Below are 26,858 nucleotides of genomic sequence, written 5' to 3'. Positions count from 1 at the left end.
TTTTCATTCATGTAATGCCAAAATTGGGATATTACAATGATAGGACATTTTTTCTGTAAAACTAGTTGTAAATAACCATTGAAAGAAATTACGTTTATAAGTTAGCATTGCTAAAACATCTATATTTTGATGCGTAATAAACTCTTCGATAGTTTCATTAACCTTTTCACTTGGAACAATGAAAAACTGAACGGGTTTATCTTTAAAATGTTCTTCCCAATCTTTGTAAGTCGCTACGGTATTATCAGAAGCTTTAGTTTCAACATACAAACATTTGACCATCGCTCCTGCTGACTTAGCAATTTTAATTACGTTACTAAGGGCTTCTTTATCTTTTTCACGGAATCGTGTAGTAAACCCAATAGTTTCAATTTTGTTGTATTTAGCACTTTCGGGAATACTCAAAACAGGTACACTTAAAATAGCAATAGCTTCTCCGGTATTGGTTCCTAGAAACATTTCTTTCCATCCACTAGCACCCGAAGTGCCCATTACTACAAAATCTATTTCATCGTTTTTAATAATTTCTTTTACATTATAAATCAAATCACCATCCATAAGCAGGTGACTCATTTTAATGTGTTCCAAATTATGTTCCAATGCAATAGCGCGAAGTTTCGGAATTTCATCTTTAAATCGATCGAAATTTGCCAATTCTAATGAATCGAAAACCTCTTTATAGTTTTGAGGAGCAAATTGGTTGTCAATAATTGGCAATTCATAGGTATGAAGCAAAATTAATTCACCCTGAATCAATTTGGCCAAACCTAAGGCGTGCACAAAGGCGTTGTTGGCAACCTCAGAAAAATCGGTGGGAAATAAAATTTTTTTCATTGTAATGATGGTATTGGTTTACACTATAAAGGTAGTGAATATCTACTCTTTAGAATATGACAACCATCATATTTACCAATCATTTAACATCAAATGACGCCCATCTTTTTCATTAAAAAAGTAGCACTTTTATTTTTACAAATGCCATCACGAAGTTTATAATCAAAATGCAATTCATTGGACACTATTTCTACTTCAAAACATTTATTGGTAAGTTGATTTGGATAGTCGTTGGTAGTCAAACATACCTCAATGTCGTGAGTGGCAATGGCGCCTATCGCTTCCTTAGTTATCATTTTCTTGATGACTTCAATGGTACCATTTTGCTTATCATCAGAATTGGTTCCTCTTAAAATTTCATCCAATAAAACAAAAGCACGAGAGCTTCCTAATAAATCCATAATCAATTTCAGACGTTTAATTTCAGCAAAGAAATACGATTCACTGTCGGATAAGGAATCGGATAATCGCATCGAAACCAACACAGGCATTGGATGCACTTTAGCAGCATTGGCACAAACTGGAGCACCAACACTGGTCAATACCATATTAATACCCAAACTCCTTAAAAACGTACTTTTACCCGACATATTAGAGCCCGTTAAAATCATAAAAGATTGTGGCTTGAACGTGACATCGTTTCCGATTCGGGATTTAGCATTCAGTAAAGGATGTGCTAAATTAGTGAACGAAATTTCATGATCAGAATTGATTTCTGGAAAGGCAAACGTTGGATTGTTATAACTAAAATTGGATAAACTCAGCAGCATTTCCATTTCTCCAATGATATCCAACCAATGCTTTAAGGAACTGGCATGACTTTTTTTCCAATTGATAAGTGCTTTTAAAGTGTGAATATGAAACAAAAAGGAGCCATTGAAAACAAGTGCAGCCGCAAAATTATTAACGCTGTCCATTCTGGAAAACAGTTCTGATAATTTTTTTAATTCAGAACTAACGTTACCATGCTTAGAATGCAATTGGTATTGCAAATCCTTTAGTTTTTTCGATTCAAAAATTTCATTTTCTATCGATTGAATCAACAAACTATATTGATTAATGGTTTTATTTAATGCAACCGTATTTGAAATTTCAATTTTAATTCTTTTAAAATAACCGCCTAAAATTCCGAGATTTAAAGCAAACAAATAGGAAATCACGGTGAGCATTGATGGGTTAGCCGTAGTCAAATACACTAAAAATGCCACTGTAAGTACTATTGGAGTCGCGAACGAAATAATTGTGTCTTTCAGGCTAAATTCGATACTTTTTGAATTCACCCATTTCATTAAGGTATCGTATACCACTTTCGAATCTTTTCCAACTCGAGCCAATGATGCGAAATCGTGACGCCAATTGAGTTTATCATTCAATTCTTTAATAGCTTCTTGATTTTCTATAATTTCAGCATTAGGCAACACCTTTAAAAGTTGTTTGGCTAAGATGGTTTTTCCAATGTAAGTATTCGTTCGATTTACATTCTGAAACAACGATTGATTGCCAAAAATATCCAAATCAAAACAATACGGATGCGAAAAATCATTGAATTCACTGCCATTAGCAAAGGGCATTTTCTTTTGAGTTACATATTCTAATTCCTCTTTATTAATAGCAATTAATGCTTCCTTCAAACGTTTTTTAGTCCCAACAACTTCATGTTTTTTCATTAAAACAAAAAAAGTAACCAAAAATACGAAAGCCAAAATTAGATAAAAGGAATGGCGATTTTCTAAAAAGCAATACCCCGAATATAAAATCGAAATGCCACACGCAAGTCGGATATAACTAATCATACTGTGTCTTTTGGATACTTCTTTAAGTTCGATTTCTAATTGATTGATTCGGGTGGTATACATTTCCATTTTAAACTAAGGTTTCCAACAAATATAGAATTTATTGCCCTATTGAAACCTTAAATTTTTGAAAGATTTCGTTACTTTTGCACCATGATACATCAAGAAACCATTGTTGCTTTGGCTACGCCTTCGGGTGCAGGTGCTGTTGCTATAATTAGAATGTCAGGAAATGACGCGATTTCGATTGCTTCAGAAGTTTTTCAATCGGTTTCTGGAAAAGATTTATCTCAACAAAAAACGCATACCATTCACCTCGGAACTATCGTTGATGGTACTAAAGTGTATGATCAAGTGTTGGTCTCAATTTTTAAAAATCCGAATTCGTACACCGGTGAAAATGTCATTGAAATTTCGTGTCACGGTTCGACGTTTATCCAGCAACAAATCATACAATTATTACTCCGAAAAGGATGTCGTATGGCGCAACCTGGAGAATTTACGTTGCGGGCTTTTTTAAACGGAAAATTAGATTTATCGCAAGCTGAAGCTGTAGCTGATTTGATTGCATCCGACAACGAAGCGTCGCATCAAATCGCAATGCAACAAATGCGTGGCGGATTCAGTAGTGAAATTGCTAAATTGCGTGAAGAGTTATTGAATTTTGCTTCTTTAATTGAATTGGAATTGGACTTTGCCGAGGAAGATGTAGAATTTGCTGACCGCACACAATTTCACAATTTATTGAACCGAATTGAATTTGTATTAAAACGATTAATCGATTCGTTTGCCGTTGGAAATGTTATTAAAAACGGTATTCCAGTTGCGATTGTTGGCGAACCCAACGTTGGAAAATCAACATTGTTGAATGCTTTATTGAATGAAGAACGCGCCATTGTCTCTGATATTGCAGGAACCACTCGTGATACAATTGAAGACGAATTGGTTATAGACGGAATCGGTTTCCGATTTATTGATACCGCTGGAATACGCGAAACCAAAGACGTAGTTGAAAGTATTGGTATCAAAAAAACATTTGAAAAAATAGAACAAGCACAGGTTGTACTTTTTTTAATTGACAGTTTACAATTGATCATTGAGAATGAGAATACTGTAAAAATTGAAATAGAAAAGATTAAAAATCAATTTCCTCAAAAACCGTTAATCGTTGTTACCAACAAGATTGACAAGTTAAATTCGGAGCAAAGAATTCAATTTGACAACCAATTATCAATTATCAATTATCAATTATTAATTGAAATTTCTGCTAAAAATAAAATGGGTATAGACGAATTAAAAAACCAACTCCTTTCGTTTGTAAACACTGGCGCACTACGAAATAACGAAACTATCGTCACCAATACAAGGCATTACGATTCGTTACTAAAAGCTTTAGAAGAAATACAAAAAGTGAAATTTGGGTTAAATTCCAATCTTCCCTCCGACCTTATGGCTATAGATATTCGTCAAGCATTGTACTATTTTGGCGAAATTACTGGCGAAGTTACTAACGATGAACTTTTAGGAAATATTTTTGCGAATTTCTGTATCGGAAAGTAAAGTAGGTAATAAATATACAAAAAACATCAAATAAAACTCAATAAATCAATTGGTTAGAATTTTATTAACTTGACATTAATTTACTATATTTTGCTACAAAATTGATTTTATTTGTTACATATTTGCTTTTATTTGTATCTTTGTTGCAAATTGTAGCAAATGAAAGTACATGTAAGAAAACGTAAAAATTCTAAAGGAGACAAATTCAATTTATCATTAGAAGTCTATAAAGGATATTCAAAAAATAATGATGGAAGCATCAAAGCTAATAGAGTAACAACAAAATTAGATTACTACCTCTACACCGACCCAAAAACACCAACTCAAAAGACCCACAACAAAGAAGTTGAAAAATTAGTTGATATTATCAGAGCTGAAAAGGAGAAAGATTTTATCAATAATAAATATGGCTTTAAACCTCAAAACAAGGGTAAGGCAAATTTCATAGACTATTTTAGAAAACTGACTAATGAACGTCTAGCGAGTAAAGGAAATTATGGAAATTGGGATAGTGTATTGAAACATTTAATTAAATATAGTGGAGAAAATACATCTTTAGAAAGTATCGATTTAGAATATTGTGAAGGTTTTAAAAAATATTTACTTGAAACGGCAAAAACCAGTTCAGAAAAAAACTTATCTTTAAATTCTGTGACATCATACTTCTGCAAATTAAGAGCAGCTCTCAACACCGCAGTTGATGAAGAACTCATAGTCGTCAATCCATCTTTAAAAGTTTCTATACCTAAAGAAGTTGAAGTTAAAAGAGAATATCTAACAGTTGAAGAAGTTAAACTTCTTTTTAATACTGAATGTAGATATGATGTTTTAAAAAGAGCATTTCTATTTTCCTGCTTGACTGGTTTACGTTGGTCAGACATAAATTTATTAGACTGGTCAGAATTAAAAAAAGAAGGAGAAAATTGGAAAATAACTTTTCATCAACAAAAGACAAAGGGGTTACAATATCATTATATTAATGAGCAAGCAAAGTCACTTTTAGGAGATGATGTGCAAAATTCAGGGAGAGTATTTTCTGGTTTAAGATACAGTGCTTATATGAATGTGGCATTATCGCAATGGGTTTTAAAGGCTGGAATACATAAAAATATAACTTTTCATTGTGCTAGACATACTTTCGCTACAATGCAACTTACTCTAGGCACTGATTTATTTACAGTTTCAAAATTACTAGGTCATAGTGAAATAAGGACTACCCAAGTTTATGCAAAAGTTATAGATCAGAAGAAAATAGATGCTGCAAATATTATCCCTAACTTCAATATTGAATAATAAAATGGCTAAAAACAAGAAAGGTTTAGGAACTTATTCAAACGATGGCTTAGGAAATTTTGATATTGCATTCTCACAGGAAGACATGTCAAACTTAATCTTGAGTATCCAAAACAATGAAAACAATATAAGAATTGATTACACAGAAATTATAAGTAGAATAGATTCTTACTTAAAAAACCATTTTGGAGCTATTCAAAATACTGAGGATTTTGTTAAATGGTACTTTGACAAACAAAAAATAAGACATCTTGCAAAGAATAAAATAAAAGTAACAGAAGACGATATTTTTTCTGCTTGTAAAGAATATGTTGAAAAATTAGATAAAATCAGGAACGGTCATAAAGCAGAAAATTTAAAGCTTAACTACGGAAAAATTAACAATAATAAAATTGTAAAACTTTTACATAGTAAATTACATCCGAGCAAAATTGATGTAAGTATTGAAGAATTTGAACAACATTTTGATGAAAGTTACAATGGTAGTCAAATTAAATGGGTTGGAACTGAAACAGAATTTGTTAATTTGTTTGCATCATTAAAATTTGAAAATACTGATTTGCTAAAAATATTGTCAATTCATTTCATAAACAATAAAAATAAGAAGTTCACGCCACAACAATTGTCGGTTTCCAAATCTAAATCTTCTGATGGAACGAAGTATTTCGGAAAAGTTTTTGTTGAGGAAATACTGAACGAAATTAAAAGTTTAAAAGGTTAGTACCAGTATCCTTAACTGCTACTAACCAATCCAATTTGACTTTCAATAGACCTTTGTTACCATAATTAAAAACTTTAATAATGGAAGCAAATAATATTGAATTAAAACTGGAAAATATTGAGAAACTCCTAACCTCTCAATCATTAATGAACAAGTCAATTTTCAACATTGACGAAGTCTCAATCTATACTGGTTTGTCCAAACTATACTTGTATAAGTTGACATCAAAGAACGGAATCCCACATTACAAACCAAATGGAAAAAATGTTTACTTCAAAAAAGAAGAAGTAGATAATTGGTTACTTCGTAATAGACAATCTACAAATGAAGAATTGAATAGTGAAGCTATCAATTATGCAGTGAATAAATTGAATAGTTCTATATAATAAGGTGTAACTATTGACTGAATATGTCAATTATGGTTGATACTATATGGATAGAATTATCTAATCAATATATCAAAGGTTTAAGAAACAAATCTGATACAATTGATTCAGAAACTGGAGAAGTAAAGTACTCAGTTGGTTATTCTGGCTGCATTAAAGTTAGAGAAGTAAAAGGAAAAATGATAATAGAATGTAGTTTACCAAAACTTTTGAAAGGAGATAACATTTATTCATTAAATTATTTTGAAGTAGTAATGGCTTTACAATTAATAGAAGAGAAATTAGGAATTTCAATAATGAAAGGAACAATAAGAAGATTAGATTGCGAAATTACAGTTGAAAGCATTTATAAACCAAGCACGTATTTTAGATATTTAGGTAATTGTAAATATTATTTAAGAACGGAAATACAAAAAACATCGCTTTATTATTTTAACAATTCAAGAGTAATAAATATTTATGATAAAGTAAAAGAGAGAAAAGACAAAAAAGAACTGTTACCTATTGAATTCGAGGGAAAAAATTTATTAAGATTTGAATGTAGATACAAAAATAAATATTTGAAAACTATTGCCAAGAAAAATTGTTTAGAAGTTCTAAAAGTTGAAGACTTAATCAATCCTACAATTTTCATTAACATTTCAGAAATAATTTTTCAGGAATATAAATCAATCGATAAACTCAATACGCCAGTAATAATAAACTTCAATAATTCAGCTAGATCTAAATTAAATTTAACTAAAAACTTAGCAAATATGGCAATAAAACTTCTTGGTGGCGTACAAGTAGTTCAAGAGATGATTGATGCTTCACGACCATATAATGAAGATGTACGAAGTGAATATTTTAGTAGAAGAAAAAAAGACATAAAAGAAATTGCGACGTATTCAAATATGGAACTAACCGAGAATTTTATATCAGAGATTGACCAAAAAATTCAAGAAAAACATCTTTTGTTATCAAAATCAAAACAAACACAACGAATAAATAATTATGAAAAAAAATAAAATGTTAGGAGAAACAGGAATTGATAAAGAATTATACAATTTGTATGGAGGTATTACTGATGAAGTTGTAATGTTTTGGACAGATTATATACCAAAATTTTATATTGATTGCTTTGGAAAAAGTGTAGCTAAGGACCATATCTATTCTAAAGTCATTGATGTCTATATTAAAATGACTGTAAATATTTTGGTTGATTGCAAAATTTCCAGTCAAAAAAGTTGGAGGTCAGAATCATGTATAAAATTTCAATGGCTATGTCCAACATACCAATTCAGTATTCTATTCAGGTTCTATGTTGAAATGCTAAAATACGACTTGAAAGACCCAGTATTTAGAGAGATACTTATGAGAAAAAATACTTATGAGTATAGAAAATATATAATTTCAAGAATATGGACACTTCCTTTTGATGATATATTAAATTTTTGGCTAAATGAATATTCTGATGATAATTACATGAAATATTTTTCTGAAAGAGAAGAGTATTGGAGACAAGGTGATTTGAAAAAATTAGAGAAAACACAAGAAATATTAATAAAAAAGCTTCTGAAAAAGGCTTAAAATTCAAATTTGACCTTTAAAAGTAGAAATCAAATGAAAAAACCATATAAAAAGCTATTAAAAAAACACAAAATGGTGTTAGAAATGATAAAAATGAAATCCATTTATCTTTAGAATTTATGACGAATTGTAAGCGAAAGTATATGATTTTTATTTTTGGTCTAAAACAATATTCAGTTTGACCAGAAACTATAAGGTTTCATTTACCTTTAAGCCTTTATAATACAAGGTATAGCTATTGACTAAAATTGTTTTAAAACAATAAAAAGTACTCGGAAAAAGTTTAAAAAAATATAACTTTCAACTAGACAAATCCGACACTTTTAAGTCGTTTTATAGATGTGACACATTGGACACATCGGACACTTTTACCTTACATATCGGACACTTTTGAAGGCACTAAAAATTACACTTGCCAGAAACATGAGTTTTTTAAAAATCTATATGTTAGCATTTTACGTGAAAATATTTTTGTTTTAAAACAAAAAAAACAGCTGAAAACGTTGGGTCAAAAGTCAAAATCTGTATAGATTTACAATAAATATATGACTTTTTGTATTTACACCATCGGATATGGAAATCGCTCGATTTCAGATTTTATTCAAATTTTAAAAGATAATCAAATTCAAGTCGTAGTAGATGTTAGGTCTATGCCCTACTCTCGCTATAGACCAGCTTTCAATTCTAAGGCACTAGCAAAAAATCTCACGGATGTTGGAATTGGTTATATGTTCAAAGGAAATGAGCTAGGCGGAATGCCAAAAGATGTTGCTCTTCAAAGCAATGATTTACCAGACTATGACAAGATAAGAAAAACGATTTCTTACCAGCAAGGACTTTACTATTTAGAATGCGGTATTGAGTTGGGATTTAGAATTGCTATTTTATGTGCTTGTTTAGACCACACCGACTGCCACCGGAACAAACTCATAGGGGTTGATATGGCAAGAAAAGGTTACGAAGTTTATCACATTAACAAAAACGGAGCGATTGCTCAAAACGAGAGGCTGTTTTAGTCTCTTTTTTTGTTTTTAAGAGTATAGCACTTATTAAACTACCATTTAACAAATGTTACAAATGAAATATATTAGTTATTACAGAGTATCAACAAAGAAACAAGAAAAGTCTGGACTTGGTTTGGATGCACAAAAGACAGCAGTTCAAAACTTCTTGGATAAAGAAAGTATTTTGATTGCAGAGTATCAAGAAGCCGAAAGCGGAAAAGACAACGAACGACCTCAACTGATTAAAGCAATTGAACACTGCAAATCTACTGGTGCAGTTCTTCTAATTGCAAAGCTAGATAGACTTTCCAGAAATGCAGCCTTCATACTCACATTGAGAGATTCTAAAATTGAATTTGTTTGCGCTGATATGCCTACAGCCAATTCTGTAACAATTGGTATAATGGCAATTTTAGCACAAGACGAAAGGGAACGCATCAGCCAGAGAACAAAAGTTGCACTTGCTGAACTTAAAGCTAGAGGTGTAAATCTTGGTTCGCCACAAAATTTAACTAACGAATCCAGATCAAGAAGTATTGAGGTAAGACGAAATAATGCTTTAGAAGACGAAAATAACAGAAAAGCTACGGCAATGATTATATTGATGAAAGACAGCGGAAAAAGCCTTTATTTCATCTCAAATCAACTAAATGAGAACGGATTTAAAACAAGAAATGGAAAGGAATTTAATCAGATGACTGTTAAACGATTGTACGATAGGTACGTGAATAATAAGTAATCTTGTTTTCAGCCAAATTATTTGACCTTTTCAAACAATTGAGAAAGTGAGATTTCAAGAGCTGTTGCAATTATAGCGAGAGTTGCAATGTTTGAGGTAACTACTGCCTTTTCGATTTTGTAAATATATTGGCGGTCTTTATTGACTATTTTAGCTAATTCAGTTTGGGTTAATCCCTTTAGTTTTCTATAATACACTATCTGCTCCCCAACTTTAATTGGGATGTCATTTTCTATTTTCTTTAATTCTAAATCGGACAAATTACGCATGAGTGCAATTTCCGTGCAAAAACAAGAATATTTGTAACCTTAAAATACTACATTTTTTATATATTTACACTTCAATATTTAAAACTATTAAAATGAAAAAAGTAAAATATGTACTAATTGGTATTGTTGCGTTAGGCGTTATAGGTGCAATTGTAAAAACAAATAAGAAAGACATGAATTCCAAAAATGTTTCAACTGAAAAAATTGAGGATGCACCTAAAAATATAGAGCAAGAGAAAAAATTAATAGACTTAGATAATTCAAAATTTTGGGATGAGTTTGACCCAATAGTGAAAATTAGAATTTATAAAATGATTGAAGAAAAAGATTGTTCTGGCTTACAAGATGAATTTAATACTACAGCAGACAATATGGATAAATTACAATCGGCTGGAAAAAGTGCATCAAGAAATATTGATTTAATGGATTTTTTAGAAGATAAAATGAAGGACTTAGATTGTCATAATTAAAATATAACTACAATTTAAAAGCATCAGTAATAAAAATTATTGATGCTTTTTTGTTTCAAGTCTAAAAAGAATGTTTTATTAAGAAAGCAATGACATTAACAATGTTTATAAATCTAAAATAAAATTACTTGAAATTTGTTTTAAAGCAGTATTTTTGAGGATTGTACATGTTATAAATTAAGAAATCTTATAAATATGAGTCAAGTAAAACCTCAATCAGAGCAAGAAGAAATAAAGATTGAAAATCCATTGGAGAAGAAAATAGAAACTTTTAAAAACATTATTCAAGATTGTAATATTAGTTTTTTGATTGGTTCTGGTTTATCAGTTCCATTTATGGGAACTTTGGGAGGCATTGAAACTTGGCTTACAAGTCTTGAAGAAAACAAAGAAATTTCTATTGAATTAAGGCAATACATCAAAGCATCTTTATATAAAAGTTATTTTGATGTGGCAATGAAAGATAATATTGATATTTTAGATTTCATATATGGCGAAAATGGTTGTTGGTCTTTAAGTTCAAAATCATCTGAATTAGAGAAAACCTATAATGCATATAAAAACTTTTTGAGAATCATTAATCAAGTTTTATATGAAAGACGGAGTAACACCGTAAATAAACAAGTTAATCTATTTACCACTAATATTGATGTTTTTTTTGAGAAAGTAATAGAGGATTTAGATTTACAATTTAATGATGGATTTAATGGAGTTTTTAGAAAGCAATTTCATTTAAGCAACTTCAAAAAATCATTTTACCAAAAAAGTCTGCATTATGATAATATAGCAGAAATTCCAGTTTTTAATTTATTGAAAATTCACGGTTCTGTAACTTGGAAATTAGATAATACAAATATTGAGTTTGCTGGATTAGATGTATTGAAAAATGTGATTAATGCAGCAGGTACATCGGATTTGATAGATATTGTTTCGTTAAGCAATAAAAAGTGGGACGATACCAAAACAAATTTAACTATTGAAGAAATTATAGAGGAAGCAACCACAAAAGACCCTATTCCATCAACTGCTGAATTTATTGAAGCTTACGAAAAGTTACAGGTTGTAAATCCTACAAAAGATAAGTTTAGAGATACGACTTTTAACAAAACTTACTATGAAATGCTTCGGCTTTATGCAAATGAATTGGAGAAAGAAAATTCCGTATTATTTGTAATGGGTTTTTCAATGGCAGACGAACATATAAGAGATATTACGTTTAGAGCCATTAAATCAAATCCTACTTTAAAAGTATTCATTTGCTCATATACGGAACAAGCTAAAGATATTAAGCGGAATTTGCAAAACGACCGTATTGATTTAAAAGACTTTCATAACGTTGAATTATTAAATCCAACAGATGAGTTTGATTTAAAAAAGATGAATGAATTACTGTTTAATCCTTTGTTAGAAAGCATATTATTAAGAAAAAATTTTGAAAAGTAATATGAAAACATCTTTACAAAAGGATTCTATATTTAAGGTTGGTAAAGTTACTTCGGTTGAGGGTAGAACTATTAAAATTGAGGTTGATAAAACTAAAAATAGTTCTCATTTGTTGTATGATGGAGAACTTTTAAGAAATATATCCGTTAATAGTTACATCAAAATAACAAAAGGATTTACTAAAATAATTGGTAAGGTTGAAGGCGAATTTATTGTTGAGGACAAGCAATATTCCGAAAAGAATTATACAAATGAAAGTAAGAAAATAAAACGTTTGTTAATTGTTAGCTTGCTTGGTTTTTTCAGTAAAAAAGGATTTGAAAGAGGTATTAAAGAACTTCCATTAATTAACAATGAATGTTTTTTATTGGAAAGAGAAGAATTTAAAGATGTTCACGATTTTGTAAAGAAAGGCGATGAACCGCTTGTAATTGGTACGCTAACTCACGAAAACGGACAAGAAATAAGCGTTGGTGTAAATGATTTATTTGCAAGTCATATTGGAATTTTCGGAAATACTGGAAGTGGAAAATCCTATACTTTGGCAAAGATTTATAGAGAATTATTTTTGAAATTCATTGACAATAAAAAATTTAAAGAGAATGCACAATTTTACTTTATAGATTTTAATGGAGAATATATTGAAGATAATGCAATTTTAGAAAAAAAACATAAGAATATTTTTTGTTTAAATACGAGGGTTTCAAAAGATATGTTTCCAATTTCAGAAGCCTATATTAAAGACCATCATTTTTGGGCGTTAGTTTTAGAAGCAACAGAAAAAACACAAAAACCATTTCTACAAAGAGCTATAGATAACGAGTATTTAGAAGATAAAATAACGGATAAAGATTGTTTAAAAAGTTTCCTAAAGCAATTGATTGCTAAAATTATTGATAAAGAAGACGATAATTTGAAAACAAATGTAGTAATTGATTTATTGCATAATGTTGAAGATTGCTTAACAAATAGTAATATTGATGAGGTTTTAGGAACACTTCGGGAAAAATTACAATTTCACAATAAAAATAAAACATTCTATTTTATTGCGGACGATGGAAATACTTACTATGATAATAATGCTATACCATATGTTAATGCAGTATTAGATGAAATTGAATTTGATGAAATACAAACCGATTTTTTAATCAAAATTAGGTTAAGAATTATTTTGCAGTATTATCACGAAATAATAAGTGGTTTTTCAAATATTGAACATCTTTCGCCATTAATAAAAAGAACGCCAACCAGAATAAACGATTTAAAAAAAATCATAACAATTCAAGATTTTGTTTCAGAAAAAAATATAACTGTTATTTCTTTGAGAGATGTAAACTTGCAAATGAGAAAAATGCTACCACTATTGATATGCAAACAATTATACGAAACAAAGAAGGAATTAAAAGAACAGGATAAAAAGAACGGACAAGAAAAATATCTAAATATTATAATTGATGAAGCACATAATATTTTATCGTCAGTATCTGAAAGAGAGAGCGAAACTTGGAAAGATTATAGGCTGGAAACATTTGAAGAAATTATAAAAGAAGGTAGAAAATTTGGAGTATTCTTAACCATAGCAAGTCAACGACCGTACGATATTTCAGCAACTATTATTTCGCAATTACATAATTTCTTTTTACATAGATTAATAAACAATAATGATATTACAGCAATTGAACGAACAGTTTCATATTTAGATAAACTTTCATTTGAAACTTTACCTATTTTACCCACAGGAACTTGTATATTAGCTGGGTTATCAGCTCAAATACCTGTAATGATAGATATTAGTAAAATCGACAAAAAATTTGAACCTGATAATAAAACTATGAAACCAACAGATAATTGGGGGTAATAAATAAGAATAATTTAAAAAAATGTTTTATTCGATGTTAAGAAAATGATTAATTAATTAATTTATCTAATAAATGAATTTACAAGAAACACATACAGCGGGTCCTCAAGCGATAGGGTTTGATTATCAATTCTATTACTTTATGTATTTAGCAATTGAGCTTAAACAGGGGCAAAAGATTGGTTTTGAGGTTAAAGATGATGTTCATATCGACAAGCATGACGGAACAACAATTTTGTATCAGACAAAACACACCATTGTAAAAAATACAGATGGGGATTTACAAAATTTAACTACATTAGACGTAGACTTATGGAAAACGTTAAGCAATTGGGTTGATTTTATTAATGCTGATGGGAAAAACTCTAGCTTTCTAAATGAGAATTCATTTATTTTGGTTACAAATAAAAGCGATAATAATAATGATTTTATAGCAACACTAAATCTATTCAAATCAGATAATGATATTGATAAAGTATCCTTGAAAATAAATGAATTGGAAAATAAAACTAAAGATGTTACATTAAAAAAATATCTTAAAAAAGTTAGCAAACTAAGCAAGAACAAACTGAAATTGTTCTTGAAAAAATTAATGATTGAAACTGATAATGACGGAATTATTGAAAAAATAAAAAATAGGCTTTTGGAAAAATATTACTTAGTTGATTTAGTGGATCCAATATTTGAAAGTTTATCGTCAAATCTAAATATGGCAAAATATTTAGATATTAAGGATCGAAAAAAATTTGAGATATCGAGTGAAGATTTTGCTAAACGGTTTGGAAAATGTTTTAAAGTGGCAACTGAAATTAAGCCCTTACCGAGAAGAGAATTCCCTATTTTATTGCCAGATGACTTAGAAAGTCAAATTTTTATAAAGCAATTGCTTGACATAGGAGAAATAAAAACAGGTTCAAACTATATTAGGGACTACACTACTCAAATGCTTAAATTTTTAAATCATTTTACTTATTGGTCTGAGGAAGAAAATTTTATTTTACTTACTGACATAGCAGAATTTAAAAATAATAGTATTCAAATATGGACAAATGAGTTCAAAGCGAAATATAGACAAATAGAGAGACAAATAAATGCAGGCTCATCTATTGATGATTTAGAAGATGAAGTCAAAAATCTAGCTATAGATTTAGTTGACTATATTAGAAAACAGGACTTATCTATACCTGGATTTTCTGCTTTAGGTGTTGAATTTAGTAATGGACATTATTATGCCCTATCCGATAATCTTGAAATAGGCTGGCATTTTGATTGGGGGAACAAATATAAAAAAGAATGAAAGAAATTTACTATGTATATAACAACGAAGCAATAGCAAGTTGTATTTTTTTGTCAATACTGAATAGGGTCGAGAAGTTAGATATTGCACGTTCGTGTCTGATATTGCCTTTTTTATTGGATGATAGAACGGTTAGTTATTTATCAAGAAACCAAGATACTGAATTAGAATTAGAACAATTAATAAAAGAACAGTCACGCTTGTTTACAACTTTTAATAAACGGTATTTATCACTGTTGCCAGTTGCGATAAATTCTTTGATATTATTGAATAATAGTAATCAAGTAAGTTTGGGAAGCGAAATATCAAATAATGCTATCATAAATTTAGAGAGAAAAGATTTAGGAGACAGATTTAATAGGATAGAAGAAGTTATACCGAAGTTTTTATCAATGTTGGAAAAAAATTCTACTGCTCAACTCTACAAAACATTAAAAGTACAATTATGAAATTTATACTTCACGAAATAAAGCTTTGGTTTAAGGATGAAAATTCAGCACCTAAAAGCTATCATTTTTTAGCCGATAAAGTAAATGTTATAACTGGTGATTCAACGACTGGTAAAACAAGTTTTTGGAATGTAATAGATTATTGCCTTTTGTCTGGCAAAGTAACCATTCCAACTGAAATCATAGACAAAGTTTTATGGTTTGGCATTCGATTTACTGTAAATGAAAAAGAAATATCTATAGTTAGAAGAACACCAAGTAATGGCTCAGTTTCTTCTGACGTTTATTTTAATTTAGGTGGTCTGCCTGAAATCCCTGAAGGAAATAAAGAAATTGCAGAAATTAAAACAATTTTAGATGAAGAATTTGGAATTAGTGATGCTTTAAGATTTCCTTATGGAAAAGGATTAGGCAAAACAACATTTAATATTTCGTACAGACACTTTCTTCTTTTTAACTCATTAACACAAACTATTATTGATGCACCTGAAACATATTTTGATACTACATTTTATGGAAAAGAAGAATACGATAAGGCGTTAAGTCATATTTTCGATTTAGTTATTGGTGTAAATGATATGGAAAACATCAAAGCCATTGAACGCTTACAAGAAATTGAAGCAGGACTAAAAGCAATTCAAAATCAAGAAAAGGGTAATCAGAGTAAAATCAAAAATTTTGAAGCAGAAATATTCAAGCTAGTTGAAAAATGTAAAATATATAAATTAGTTGAATACTCAGAGTCTATAGATAGTGTAGATAATGCAATATTGGTGATTCAAGATACGATAGCCAATACGAAAAAAGTTGCCGAAAATTCAAAATTATTTTCTGAAGTTGATGGCTTGTACAAAAGAAAAAATGTAATACAAGCCCAAATTAATGCTATAAGTCAATATCAAAAAGAATACGATATATATAAAAGAAACCTTAACAAATCTGCTGATAGTTTACAGCCAATTGAGTTTCTAAGTCAACAATTGTCAGATCAGTTAGTAGATTCATACGAAACAAAACTGTTTGTAGAATCATTAGAATCTTCTTTAAAAAATATCAAGTCCAATCTTTCAAAAAAAGCTTCGGAACCTCTTAAAGTTACAGGTGATGTAAAAGAATTACGAACGCAAATACAGGAGATAGATAAGCAAATAGCGAAACTGAACGAAATAAAAAAGAATTATCAATCCGAAGGAGAAAAATTTATTGTTCTTGGGGAAATAAAGTATGCTTATGAGCAGTTGTTGAAGAAGGAGGTAAACAAACCTATAGATAAAATCAAATTGAATAGCTTAAATGAGGAAAAAGAAAGATTATCAAAAGTCCCTCAAGAAACATCACAAATTAAATTTTTGATGAAAACAGAGTTGAATCAAAGTATTCAACGAAATTTCAATTTATTAAACTCTTTGCCAACCTATAAAAGTAGCCGCGTAGAGTTTAACAGTGATAAAATGATTCTACAGTTAATTCCTGATGGACAAATGTTTCCATTAGATAATGTGGGGAGTGCCTCGAACTATATGTTTATGCATTTATGTGTCTATTTGGGGTTACATGAACATGTATTAAATATTGAACAGGATCATATACCGGAATTTTTATTTGTTGACCAACCTAGTACTCCATATTATGAAGGGAAAAACGATGATAAAGCAAAACTAATTGACGCTTTTAAATTACTAAACTCTTTTGTTGATTATATCACGGTGAAAAAAAACAAACACTTTCAAATTATAATGGTTGAACATGCGTCTAAAGAGTACTGGATAGACAACGAATTACATTTTTTCCATACGGTAGATGAATTTATTGATGGAAAAGGATTAATACCTAATGAAATTTACAAGAAATAGCAAATGAAAGATATGACATTAGGAAAAATGGATAAACTAATTATCCATTTTGTTGGAAATAAAAACAACGGCGATGGCGTTCGTTTTTCTGATGAACTTACTAATTTTGAAAATATTGAACAGTATTTTAAAAAGTTAATTGAGACTAATTTCAAGTTAGATGAATTGTTTTCTTTTTATTCTTCAACAATTGAATTGAATCCAATGTATCAATTTATTAGTTCAATATTTGAAGATAACAATTCATTTGTAGAGCAGTCAAAAAATAGTGCTCGCTATTTATACGATAAAAGCACACATCCTCAGATTAAAAATGGGGAATTATTAATGGTATATTTTAAAGATTGTAAGATTGGCGAAGATCATGTAGATGCTGTAGGTATATTTAAATCTGAAAATAAAGATACAGTTCTTAAAGTTTGTAGTTCAAACAATGGTTTTAATTTAAAAGATGAAAAAGGGATGAATGTTAATAAATTAGACAAGGGGTGTCTAATTTTTAATATTCAGAAAGAGAATGGCTATCAAATAGCTGTAGTTGATAACACCAATCGTAGTACAGAAGCCCAATACTGGAAGGAACATTTTCTGAATTTACAGCCTATAAAAAATGATTTTCATCAAACTCAGCAATTTTTAGGAATGGCAAAACAATTTGTCACTAAACAATTATCTGAAAATTTTGATTTAACTAAAGCAGAACAAATAGATTTTTTAAATCGTTCAGTAGATTATTTTAAAAATAATAAAAAATTTAACAAACAAGAATTCGAGAAAAACGTCTTTGAAGATGACAGTTTAATTGAATCCTTTCAAAATTTTGATAAAACTTTTAGGAAAGATAATGAAATCGCTCCTCCTGAAAACTTTGAAATTTCAAATAAAGCCGTTAAAAAACAAGCTCGTGTTTTTAAAAGTGTATTAAAACTGGATAAAAATTTTCACATTTACATTCATGGGGACAAAAAACTTATTGAAAACGGAACAGACGAAACTGGAAGAAAATTCTATAAAATATATTATGAAGAAGAAAATTAGCAATAATATATATCTATTCCATAGATTTTTTTTATGTTAATTATGCTGTCAACTAATTAAAATAATATTACTACTTTAGTCTTTAAATAATAAAAAAAATGAACATAATAGCTGACCATAATAAATTAAAACAAGACCCTTTAGCTTCAATTTTAATACAAAAAATCGAAAGTTTAGAATTATCAAATACAAATTTATACTATAATTTTCCATTTTATAGAGGAGAAACTAAAGATGATTTAATACAAGCGCATGTTTTATTTGTTTCTAAAGAATTTGGAGTGATATTTTTTAGATGTATAAATAACATAGAAGCTTTTAATGATACAGAAAAAAAGAAAATGGATGATTTAGATAGCCATATTTATTCAAGAATTAATAAAGTTGATGAACTAAGATTAAAAAGAAGAGAACTGAAAATTAATGTAAGTCCAATAATATTTATTAACACTCCAGAAGAAATAACATTAGATGACTTTGCTAACTTGAATCAAATAAAAAATTTAGTTTATAATAACAAAAACGAAGTTCTCTCAGAAGAGGAATTTGTACTGTTAACATCTGCAATTGAAGGAACTGTTCATTTGAGAAACAAAAAAGAAAGAATAATTACGTCTGATAAAGAACTGTCAAAAGGAGAAATTTTAAACATTATACAAAATCAACATTCTTCATTTGATATTGAGCAAAAAAGAGCTGCTTTAAATATTATTGATTCCCCACAAAGAATTAGAGGTTTAGCAGGGTCTGGCAAGACAATTATTTTGACAATGAAAGTTGCACTGTATCATTTACAAAATCCTGAAGCAGAAATATTATATACATACTTTACTAAAGCTCTTTATGGACAGATTAGATATTTAATTGAAAAATATTATCGTGATTTTTCAGACAATAGAGAACCAGATTGGAATAAAATTCACATTTTACATGGATGGGGTGGAGCTGGATTAAGGGGGGTTTATTCAGACACATGCCAAGAAAACAGTATATATCCAATTAGTTTTATTGAAGCAAAAAAAGGAGATTCAAAAGATCCATTTAATTATATTTTTGAAAAATTATCAAAAGAAAATTTAAAAGAAAAATATGATTTAACATTAATTGACGAAGGTCAAGATTTCTCCTCTTCATTCTACAAAGTATGTAGAAAGATAACAAAAGATATGAGAATAGTTTGGGCTTATGACGACTTTCAAAATATTTTCGATGTAAACATTCAAGATGAAAAGGAAACTTTTGGAAAAAATGAAAAAGGTGAATATTATGTAGACTTTTCTAAAGATGAAAACAAATTGCAAGATATTGTTTTACATAAATGCTACAGAAATCCAAGATTAGCATTAATTAATGCTTTTGCCTTAGGATTAGGTATTTATAATGATAGAGTATTACAACGGTTAGAAAACAATAATCATTGGAATGATTTGGGGTTTGTTGTAGAAAGTGGGGATTCGTCAGATAATTCAGAAATGATAATTTCAAGACCTTTGGAAAATAGTCCAGTAAAGACCAATGAATTTTTTAAATCTGAATCTATTCAAATAGAAATTTTTAACGATGTAAATAAAGAATGTGATTTTATTTGTTCAAAAATAATTGATGATATAAGAAAAGAAAACTTAAGACCCGACGATATTTGTGTAATTGGACTTGACAGTAAAAATATAGGTGTATATTTTGACATAATAGTGAGTAAATTAAATAAAAATGGAATTTCAACATTTAATTTATTGAAAGCCTCAAACAATAATACCAGTTTTAGTATTGACAATCATGTAACCTTAACTACTTTAAATAAAGCTAAAGGTAATGAATCTGGAATGGTATATATCGTAGGAACTGAATATGCATTTATGAATAAAGATTATATTATTGATAGAAATAAAGTATTTACAGCAATTACAAGAAGTAAAGGTTGGGTAGTTTTAACAGGATTTGAAAAGGCAGGACAATGCAAGAAAGAAATGGACTTACTAAAGGCTAATAATTATAAATTCATTTTTAAACAACCTAGCAAATCTCAAACAAGAACAATATTAAGAGGTATAACCAAACAGCAAAGTATTTTAAATGAAATAAATAATAAAATGCAAGAACTTACAAAAATTGGTTTATCACAAGATGAAATAATTAGTATGTTAAAAGATTTAGACCAAAATAAAAAATGATGAATCGATCAAAATTTTTAACATCAATTAATGATTCAATATCATTATTGAAAAAATTTAATCTATATAAATCAACAGGTCCAAAAGGAAATGGTATTTATTCAGATGAGTTTCTAAAAGTTTGTAAAAAAAATAATTTAGTTGATATTTATAAGTGTGCTATTGAAAATTTCGATTATGATATTTTACTTAAAGATGATTCTATAATTCAATTTCTTTATGATGAAGGAGATTTAAGATATGCCTTTATCCAAAACCCATACAATTTTATTTCAAAGGAGGAATATGCCATTCAAATTTATACAACCGAAGAGTTAGAAGATTTTTCAGAATTTGAACTATCTGAATTAATAAATGAAAATGAGTACGAACAATTTTTAAATGAACAAAAATTAAACTCTATAGCAAACTATTTTCGCTATGATTGTAGTAAAGCTGGTTATTTTCCATTAGTACATTCATATTCACATATTCATATTGGAATGAATGAAAATATTAGAATACCAACTTCAAAATATATTACTCCTTTAAAGTTCACAAAATTTTGTATAAAAAATACCTACTATGATAATTGGAAATCTTATTTTGAAGAAAATTCAACTTTTTTAAATGAGATTGTAAAAATTAAAAGTGAATGTATGCAGTTGCCAACCTTCAAATGGTCGAGCGATGAAAATAATGAACTTTTTTTATCGTAAATAAGTAATAATATTTTAATGAAATCTTTCTCCTTAACAAGACAAGAATTATACGAACAAGTGTGGTCTAAGCCAATGGTAACATTAGCAAAAGAGTATTCACTATCTGATAATGGATTGAGGAAAATATGTAAAAAACATGATGTTCCAATTCCACCTATGGGACATTGGCAAAAAATTCAATTTAATAAAAAAACCACTAAAATTCCACTCCCAAAAAAGGAAAAAGAGGAAGAAATTAAAATTAACATTCAGGATGCAAAACTGATTACTAATACAGAAAATCCAATAAAAAATGCTGTAGCAGAAAAAATTAGAAACAATAGTTCTTTAATTTTAAAAGTTGCAGATAGATTAAGTAAGCCTGATGATATAATTGTTAAAACTCAAGAAAATATTGAGAAGAAAAAGGTTTCAGAATCTTACAGTCCATTGAAAGGAACAGTGCAAACTGATAGAGGTTTTCCTAGTATAATTGTTTCGCCAAAAAACATTTCTCGCTCATTAAGAATATTAGATAATCTAATTAAAAACTTTAGGTTATTGGGCTATAAAATTGATTTACGTGATGAAGGACTAAACATTGTTGCTTACGATGATGATAAAATGTCAATCTATATTCGTGAAAAAAGCAATGCAGTAGATACTACAAGTGATTACGGATGGAAATCAAGGGATTTGGTAGCAAATGGTAAATTATCCGTTAAAGTTCATCGTTTTGGAACATTTGAGTTTGCGGATACAAATAAATTGCTTGTAGAAGATCAGATTGAAAAAATCTTAATAAAGATTGAAAGTGAATTTCAAGAAATGCACTATAGAAGAAAGCAACGAGAAATTGAGCAACAAAAATATGAAGAACTTAAAAAGATTGAACAAGCCAAGCAACAGCTAAAAGCAGATGAATTAAACAAGTTCATTGAGTTTTATAATGATGCACACCGCTGGAAAAAGTTCACAATATTGAAAGAGTATCATACCTTCTTAGAAAGCCAAGAAAATAAAACTGCCGAATTGCAAGAGTGGCTAAGTTGGGCAAAATCAAAACTTGATTGGTATAATCCTATGGTTGATATTGAAGATGAATTATTGTCTGATGTAGATAAAGATAGTTTAACATTCAAAAAGAAATCTGGAAATAATTTTTATTTTTGACTATCTTTGACTTTTAAATATCCTTTATTTACTGGGCTTTTGTTGCATATTTGCTACTGCAAAAATGAGAATGTATGCCAAGCCTAATAAATACAATGCTTTAGAAATTTACTTCACTTTTTGTATCGGAAAGTAATCTTTTAAAAAAAACAAACTGATTTAAATTCATTTTTTTCTTCTAAAAGCAAAAAAAGCTAAACTTTTTTCATAACTTTATGGAATTCAATAGTATTTCTCAATAATTGAAAACACTGTTCTATGGTAAAAAAAGTATGTACAAAATTAGCCAATTGGTTTTTACTACGTCCAAAGTTTACTGCAATGGTAGCTTTTTGCATAGCGATGTTCTTGGTTGGGTTTGTTGTTTCATTGCGATATAAAATTGCTAAAGACAATCAACATAGGGAAATGTCAAATGTTCTCAATGTTGTCCATCAAAATATGGAGCAAGTATTGAAAAACGGCTATACGGCTACTCTAACTTTGGCGCTTACGATTGACGATAAAGGAATTCCAGAAAATTTTGAAAAAATTGGAAAAAAATTAGTGGACAATAATTCATCTATCGATGCAGTACAACTTGTACCTGGTGGCGTTATTAAATATATTTATCCCATTAAAGGCAATGAAGCTGCAATGAATTATGATATTTTACACACTAAAGATGTTAAACAAGAGGCACAAAAATCGATAAAAACAAAAATCATTTATTTTGCAGGACCTTTGCACTTAAAACAAGGAGGTGTGGCCATTATTGGACGATTGCCTGTGTATAAAAACAACACCTTTTGGGGGTTTTCTGCAGTTATTATTCGATTAGAAACCTTGATTAAAAACTCTGGAATACAATCGATTGACAAGTCTAAATATTACTTCCAATTTTCTAAAAAAAATCTAATTACTGGAAAAGAAGAATTTTTCTTTCCTAATACCACTGATTTTTCAAAAAAATATTATCAATCAATAGAAATCCCAGATGGCAATTGGAAATTATATTTGATTGCAAGCAATCAAAATTTTGTTTTTTATCAAATCATCACTTCTTCAATATTGGGGTTATTACTAGCAATAATGATCGGAATTTGGGTACACACTATAATCAAGAAACCTGCTGAACAACAAAAATTAATCCTAAAACAAGCACAAAAGTTAGTTGATTCTGAAGTGAAATTTAAAACCTTATTCGATCAAGCTCCAGTTGGAATAGCCAAAATAGCTACAGAAACTGGACAATTTATTGAAGTAAATACCGAATATTGTCATATTACTGGATATAATGAAGCAGAGTTAAAAGGATTGAACTTTAGAGAAATTACTCATGCTGATGATGTATATGAAGATGCGGAGAATATGAAAAAACTGGTGAATGGAGAAATTAATGAATTTGCTATGGAGAAAAGGTACATCAACAAATCTGGTAAAATAATTTGGGTGAATTTAATTGTAGCTCCGTTGTGGAAAAAAGGAGAAAAACCAAAAACTCACATTGCAATTGTAGAAGATATTACCGAAAAAAAAGAAGCTGAACAAAGTTTGAAAAAATCATTTGACTTGGTTAATGAACAAAATAAAAGACTTTTAAATTTCTCCTACATAGTATCACATAACCTAAGATCGCATTCTAGTAACATCAATTCGATATCCAATTTATTAGAAGACTCCGATAACGAAACGGAAACTAAAGAACTAACCAGTATGTTAAAGAAAGTTTCTGTATCATTAAATGAAACCATGTCAAATTTGAATGATGTTATTAATATTCAATCAAACATTCATTTGACCGTTGAAAACTTGAACTTGCATAATTATGTAAATTCAACGGTTAACGCACTTTTGGAACAAATACATTCTAAAGGAGCCACCGTAATTAATGACGTCGACAAAGAAATTACAGTAAAATACAATCCGGCCTATTTAGAAAGTATTTTGCTGAATTTTATTTCCAATTCTCTAAAATATTCACACCCTGATAGAAAACCAGTTATCACGATACGTTTTGACAGCTCTAAAAATGAACTAAAAATTACGGATAATGGCTTAGGAATTGATCTTAAAAAATACGGAAACAGTATTTTTGGTATGTACAAAACCTTTCACAACAATAAAGATGCGAAAGGTATTGGATTATTTATTACTAAAAATCAGATTGAGGCTATGGGAGGAAAAGTTTCTGTGGAAAGTGATACCAAAGTTGGAAGCACATTCACAGTACATTTTAAATAATTATTCTTTGATAATTTTTCTTTCGATAGTTAAACCATTTGTAGTAATTTTTAAAAGGTAAATTCCTGAATTATAATTCGAAATATCAATTAATGCTTGATTACTAGCTTTAGTTTCAGATAATTTATTCCCTAAAATAGAATACAAAGAAATCGTTGAATCATCCGTCAATCCCGAAATGGCAAAAACATTTTTAGTCGGATTTGGATACACAACTATGTTAGAATTTGCAAAAGTTGGAGTTGCTAAATTGGCATGCCAAACGTCACCAACGTGAGAACCCCAAATATAATTGGCTAAATCTGGATAATCAATAAAAGGATTTCGATTCATTTGCCAAGTATAAATATAGTTGTTTCTATTCATTTCATAATCATCAGAAACATCAGTATGATTCCATGTTAATAAAGAAGATAAATCGCCAATTTGTCCAATAATTCCGTCTGTAGGATTTCCATTAACAACATTCAATCCGTTATAACGAACTGCCATGTAAAAAATAGCACGGGCTACATCTCCTTTCCAACTTCCAGGTGCACCGGTTGGCCCGTTGTAATCGACTCCATAATTTCGATTATTTCTAGATGAATTTTCTTGACCGTCAACGGCTCTTAAATGATGTGCATCCGATAAACCTGCACCAATATCATTTGGGCCTGACAAAGCATAGGTGTTAATGCCATCTGCTGGTAGGTTGTATAAATCGCCATAATTTCCACGAGATTGACAATATATATGCTCTCTATTCCATTTTCCTATAATGCTATTTCCAGTTTGATAATCAATTTTTGATCGAGGTTGTTCCGTATAAATCATCCAAACTTGGTTGCTATTTTCAGGATTTTGATCGGCTGTTTTTAAAATATCAACAATATCTCCGTATGTATGTGCCCGAACGACAGAGGGATTGGCTATTATATCTTGAAGTGCTTGTTTTAAAGCTGTTCCTGATAAACCTTCTAGCGAACTGTAATAACCCGAAGGAGCTGTACTTAGTACATTTCCATAGGTAGGATTAGATGGTGTTCCAAAAGGTAATACGATGAAATTGATATCATTAACCCTAACAATTACATTATTATTATATAAACTATAGGTTGTAGGAATAGCGTTGGCTACAATTTTGAGTTCTTCATCACCTTCATTAACACCATCATTAAGAATTTGTATTGTGGTACTTCCCGAAGTTGCTCCAACCGGAATGGTTACACTAGTTGTCCCTGAATAATCATTAACATTGAATGCACCATTGGCAAGTGTGAAATTAATAACCAAATCACTGCCCGTAACTGGTTGCGTTGAAGTGTAAGTAATGACTAAACTTTGCCCTTCTGTAATCGTACTAGAACTCGTAGCTAAACTCAAATAAGTTAAAACAATACCAGAACCATCGTTGTTCATACCTGGTGTTGGGGTTTTAATTTCATAAGTCCCATCTGGTTTACGCTGAATTGATTTTGAAGCCGTATAAAGCCCTTGATTATCATAAGTACAAACCGAATTATTTAAAACGGTCATTAAAGCCGAAGCCTGAACGGTTGTACTGTTAGTGTAACAAAATGAATCTATTACATTAGAAGAAGTTGCTGGAGTATTTAATGGAAAATCTGATGCATCGCCGAGATATAATGCTACAGCATCTGGACCATTTTGTATGGTGGCATTCGGGATTATAATAGCTGGTGTTGGGGAAACAGCAGGATTTCCAAAATGAATTATTCCATTAACGTCTGTTACATAACTATCCAAATCTAAAGCATAATAGCTAGCAGTGCCAGTGCCATTAGTTAGACCATTGTAAAAAACTAACACATAACCGTCTAATGGAAAATTGGGCGTAGTCGATTTTAACTCTATGAATTCCAAAGTATCTGTACCAGGAGTATCAGCATCTAATTCATTTATAACCACCTGAGAATGAAGCATTGCACTACAGAATAGCGCCAATGCCAGAACGATTTTTTTATACATTTATTATTAAATTACAAACAAATTTAATTTTTTAATATGAATAACAATGTTAAAGTGTGTCTTT

23 protein-coding genes are annotated in these 26,858 nt (G+C 29.5%); 19 read left to right on the top strand and 4 right to left on the bottom strand.

The window, feature by feature from the left end; genetic code table 11:
* Positions 1–3: 3 nt before the first annotated feature.
* Complete coding sequence (locus ACODSI_RS11480) at positions 4–834, bottom strand: universal stress protein (protein WP_488916995.1); 831 nt, start codon at positions 832–834, stop codon at positions 4–6.
* 89 nt (positions 835–923) lie between these two features.
* A complete protein-coding gene (locus ACODSI_RS11475; RefSeq protein WP_488916994.1) occupies positions 924–2,696 on the bottom strand; it encodes a MutS-related protein in 1,773 nt (590 codons plus the stop codon).
* An 84-nt stretch (positions 2,697–2,780) separates the two neighbouring features.
* On the opposite strand from ACODSI_RS11475, the gene mnmE reads away from it, so the two are divergent.
* The 8 genes from mnmE to ACODSI_RS11435 all read left to right on the top strand — a co-directional run bounded on the left by mnmE (position 2,781) and on the right by ACODSI_RS11435 (position 9,899).
* On the top strand, positions 2,781–4,187 hold the full coding sequence (gene mnmE / locus ACODSI_RS11470; protein WP_488916993.1) for a tRNA uridine-5-carboxymethylaminomethyl(34) synthesis GTPase MnmE: 1,407 nt from the start codon (positions 2,781–2,783) through the stop codon (positions 4,185–4,187).
* A gap of 159 nt (positions 4,188–4,346) precedes the next feature.
* Positions 4,347–5,480, top strand: coding sequence for a site-specific integrase (locus ACODSI_RS11465; RefSeq protein ID WP_488916992.1), 1,134 nt, complete (start codon positions 4,347–4,349; stop codon positions 5,478–5,480).
* The gene (locus ACODSI_RS11460) at positions 5,473–6,201 is read left to right on the top strand and encodes a hypothetical protein (protein ID WP_488916991.1); all 729 of its coding nucleotides are present in this window, start codon (positions 5,473–5,475) and stop codon (positions 6,199–6,201) included. Before ACODSI_RS11465 ends, ACODSI_RS11460 begins: the two co-directional genes overlap by 8 nt.
* Positions 6,202–6,281: 80 nt before the next feature.
* Complete coding sequence (locus tag ACODSI_RS11455) at positions 6,282–6,587, top strand: excisionase family DNA-binding protein (RefSeq protein WP_488916990.1); 306 nt, start codon at positions 6,282–6,284, stop codon at positions 6,585–6,587.
* Positions 6,588–6,619: 32 nt separating this feature from the next.
* On the top strand, positions 6,620–7,594 hold the full coding sequence (locus tag ACODSI_RS11450) for a phage/plasmid replication domain-containing protein (protein WP_488916989.1): 975 nt from the start codon (positions 6,620–6,622) through the stop codon (positions 7,592–7,594).
* The gene (locus ACODSI_RS11445; protein WP_488916988.1) at positions 7,581–8,156 is read left to right on the top strand and encodes a hypothetical protein; all 576 of its coding nucleotides are present in this window, start codon (positions 7,581–7,583) and stop codon (positions 8,154–8,156) included. The genes ACODSI_RS11450 and ACODSI_RS11445 overlap by 14 nt, the downstream gene beginning before the upstream one ends.
* Positions 8,157–8,701: 545 nt before the next feature.
* Positions 8,702–9,172, top strand: a complete 471-nt coding sequence (locus ACODSI_RS11440; protein WP_488916987.1) for a DUF488 domain-containing protein — start codon at positions 8,702–8,704, stop codon at positions 9,170–9,172.
* A gap of 61 nt (positions 9,173–9,233) precedes the next feature.
* Positions 9,234–9,899: a recombinase family protein gene (locus ACODSI_RS11435; protein WP_488916986.1), complete on the top strand. Its 666-nt coding sequence runs from the start codon at positions 9,234–9,236 to the stop codon at positions 9,897–9,899.
* 17 nt (positions 9,900–9,916) lie between these two features.
* Here the strand turns inward: ACODSI_RS11435 and ACODSI_RS11430 are convergent, their stop codons facing one another.
* Positions 9,917–10,168 (bottom strand): helix-turn-helix domain-containing protein, encoded by a 252-nt coding sequence (locus ACODSI_RS11430; RefSeq protein ID WP_298138647.1) that lies wholly within the window; start codon positions 10,166–10,168, stop codon positions 9,917–9,919.
* Positions 10,169–10,260: 92 nt separating this feature from the next.
* On the opposite strand from ACODSI_RS11430, the gene ACODSI_RS11425 reads away from it, so the two are divergent.
* From ACODSI_RS11425 to ACODSI_RS11375, 11 genes are all read left to right on the top strand, one after another.
* The gene (locus ACODSI_RS11425; RefSeq protein ID WP_488916985.1) at positions 10,261–10,638 is read left to right on the top strand and encodes a hypothetical protein; all 378 of its coding nucleotides are present in this window, start codon (positions 10,261–10,263) and stop codon (positions 10,636–10,638) included.
* A gap of 195 nt (positions 10,639–10,833) precedes the next feature.
* Positions 10,834–12,081 (top strand): hypothetical protein, encoded by a 1,248-nt coding sequence (locus ACODSI_RS11420; protein ID WP_488916984.1) that lies wholly within the window; start codon positions 10,834–10,836, stop codon positions 12,079–12,081.
* A gap of 1 nt (position 12,082) precedes the next feature.
* On the top strand, positions 12,083–13,939 hold the full coding sequence (locus ACODSI_RS11415) for an ATP-binding protein (protein ID WP_488916983.1): 1,857 nt from the start codon (positions 12,083–12,085) through the stop codon (positions 13,937–13,939).
* 73 nt (positions 13,940–14,012) lie between these two features.
* Complete coding sequence (locus ACODSI_RS11410; RefSeq protein WP_488916982.1) at positions 14,013–15,236, top strand: hypothetical protein; 1,224 nt, start codon at positions 14,013–14,015, stop codon at positions 15,234–15,236.
* Positions 15,233–15,685, top strand: a complete 453-nt coding sequence (locus ACODSI_RS11405; RefSeq protein ID WP_488916981.1) for a hypothetical protein — start codon at positions 15,233–15,235, stop codon at positions 15,683–15,685. The genes ACODSI_RS11410 and ACODSI_RS11405 overlap by 4 nt, the downstream gene beginning before the upstream one ends.
* On the top strand, positions 15,682–17,538 hold the full coding sequence (locus ACODSI_RS11400; protein ID WP_488916980.1) for a DUF3732 domain-containing protein: 1,857 nt from the start codon (positions 15,682–15,684) through the stop codon (positions 17,536–17,538). The genes ACODSI_RS11405 and ACODSI_RS11400 overlap by 4 nt, the downstream gene beginning before the upstream one ends.
* 3 nt (positions 17,539–17,541) lie before the next feature.
* A complete protein-coding gene (locus ACODSI_RS11395) occupies positions 17,542–18,576 on the top strand; it encodes a nucleoid-associated protein (protein ID WP_488916979.1) in 1,035 nt (344 codons plus the stop codon).
* Positions 18,577–18,674: 98 nt separating this feature from the next.
* Complete coding sequence (locus ACODSI_RS11390) at positions 18,675–20,747, top strand: DEAD/DEAH box helicase (protein WP_488916978.1); 2,073 nt, start codon at positions 18,675–18,677, stop codon at positions 20,745–20,747.
* Positions 20,747–21,445: a DUF2290 domain-containing protein gene (locus tag ACODSI_RS11385; protein WP_488916977.1), complete on the top strand. Its 699-nt coding sequence runs from the start codon at positions 20,747–20,749 to the stop codon at positions 21,443–21,445. The genes ACODSI_RS11390 and ACODSI_RS11385 overlap by 1 nt, the downstream gene beginning before the upstream one ends.
* Before the next feature lie 18 nt (positions 21,446–21,463).
* Positions 21,464–22,600, top strand: a complete 1,137-nt coding sequence (locus tag ACODSI_RS11380) for a hypothetical protein (RefSeq protein ID WP_488916976.1) — start codon at positions 21,464–21,466, stop codon at positions 22,598–22,600.
* 258 nt (positions 22,601–22,858) lie between these two features.
* Positions 22,859–24,823: a PAS domain S-box protein gene (locus tag ACODSI_RS11375; protein WP_488916975.1), complete on the top strand. Its 1,965-nt coding sequence runs from the start codon at positions 22,859–22,861 to the stop codon at positions 24,821–24,823.
* Here the strand turns inward: ACODSI_RS11375 and ACODSI_RS11370 are convergent, their stop codons facing one another.
* Positions 24,824–26,794, bottom strand: coding sequence for an endonuclease (locus tag ACODSI_RS11370; protein ID WP_488916974.1), 1,971 nt, complete (start codon positions 26,792–26,794; stop codon positions 24,824–24,826).
* Positions 26,795–26,858: the final 64 nt, after the last annotated feature.

Source organism: Flavobacterium sp. FG139, from assembly GCF_057809695.1.
The sequence above is the reverse complement of the archived record's forward strand: the minus strand, read 5'-3'. Positions and strand labels throughout refer to the sequence as shown.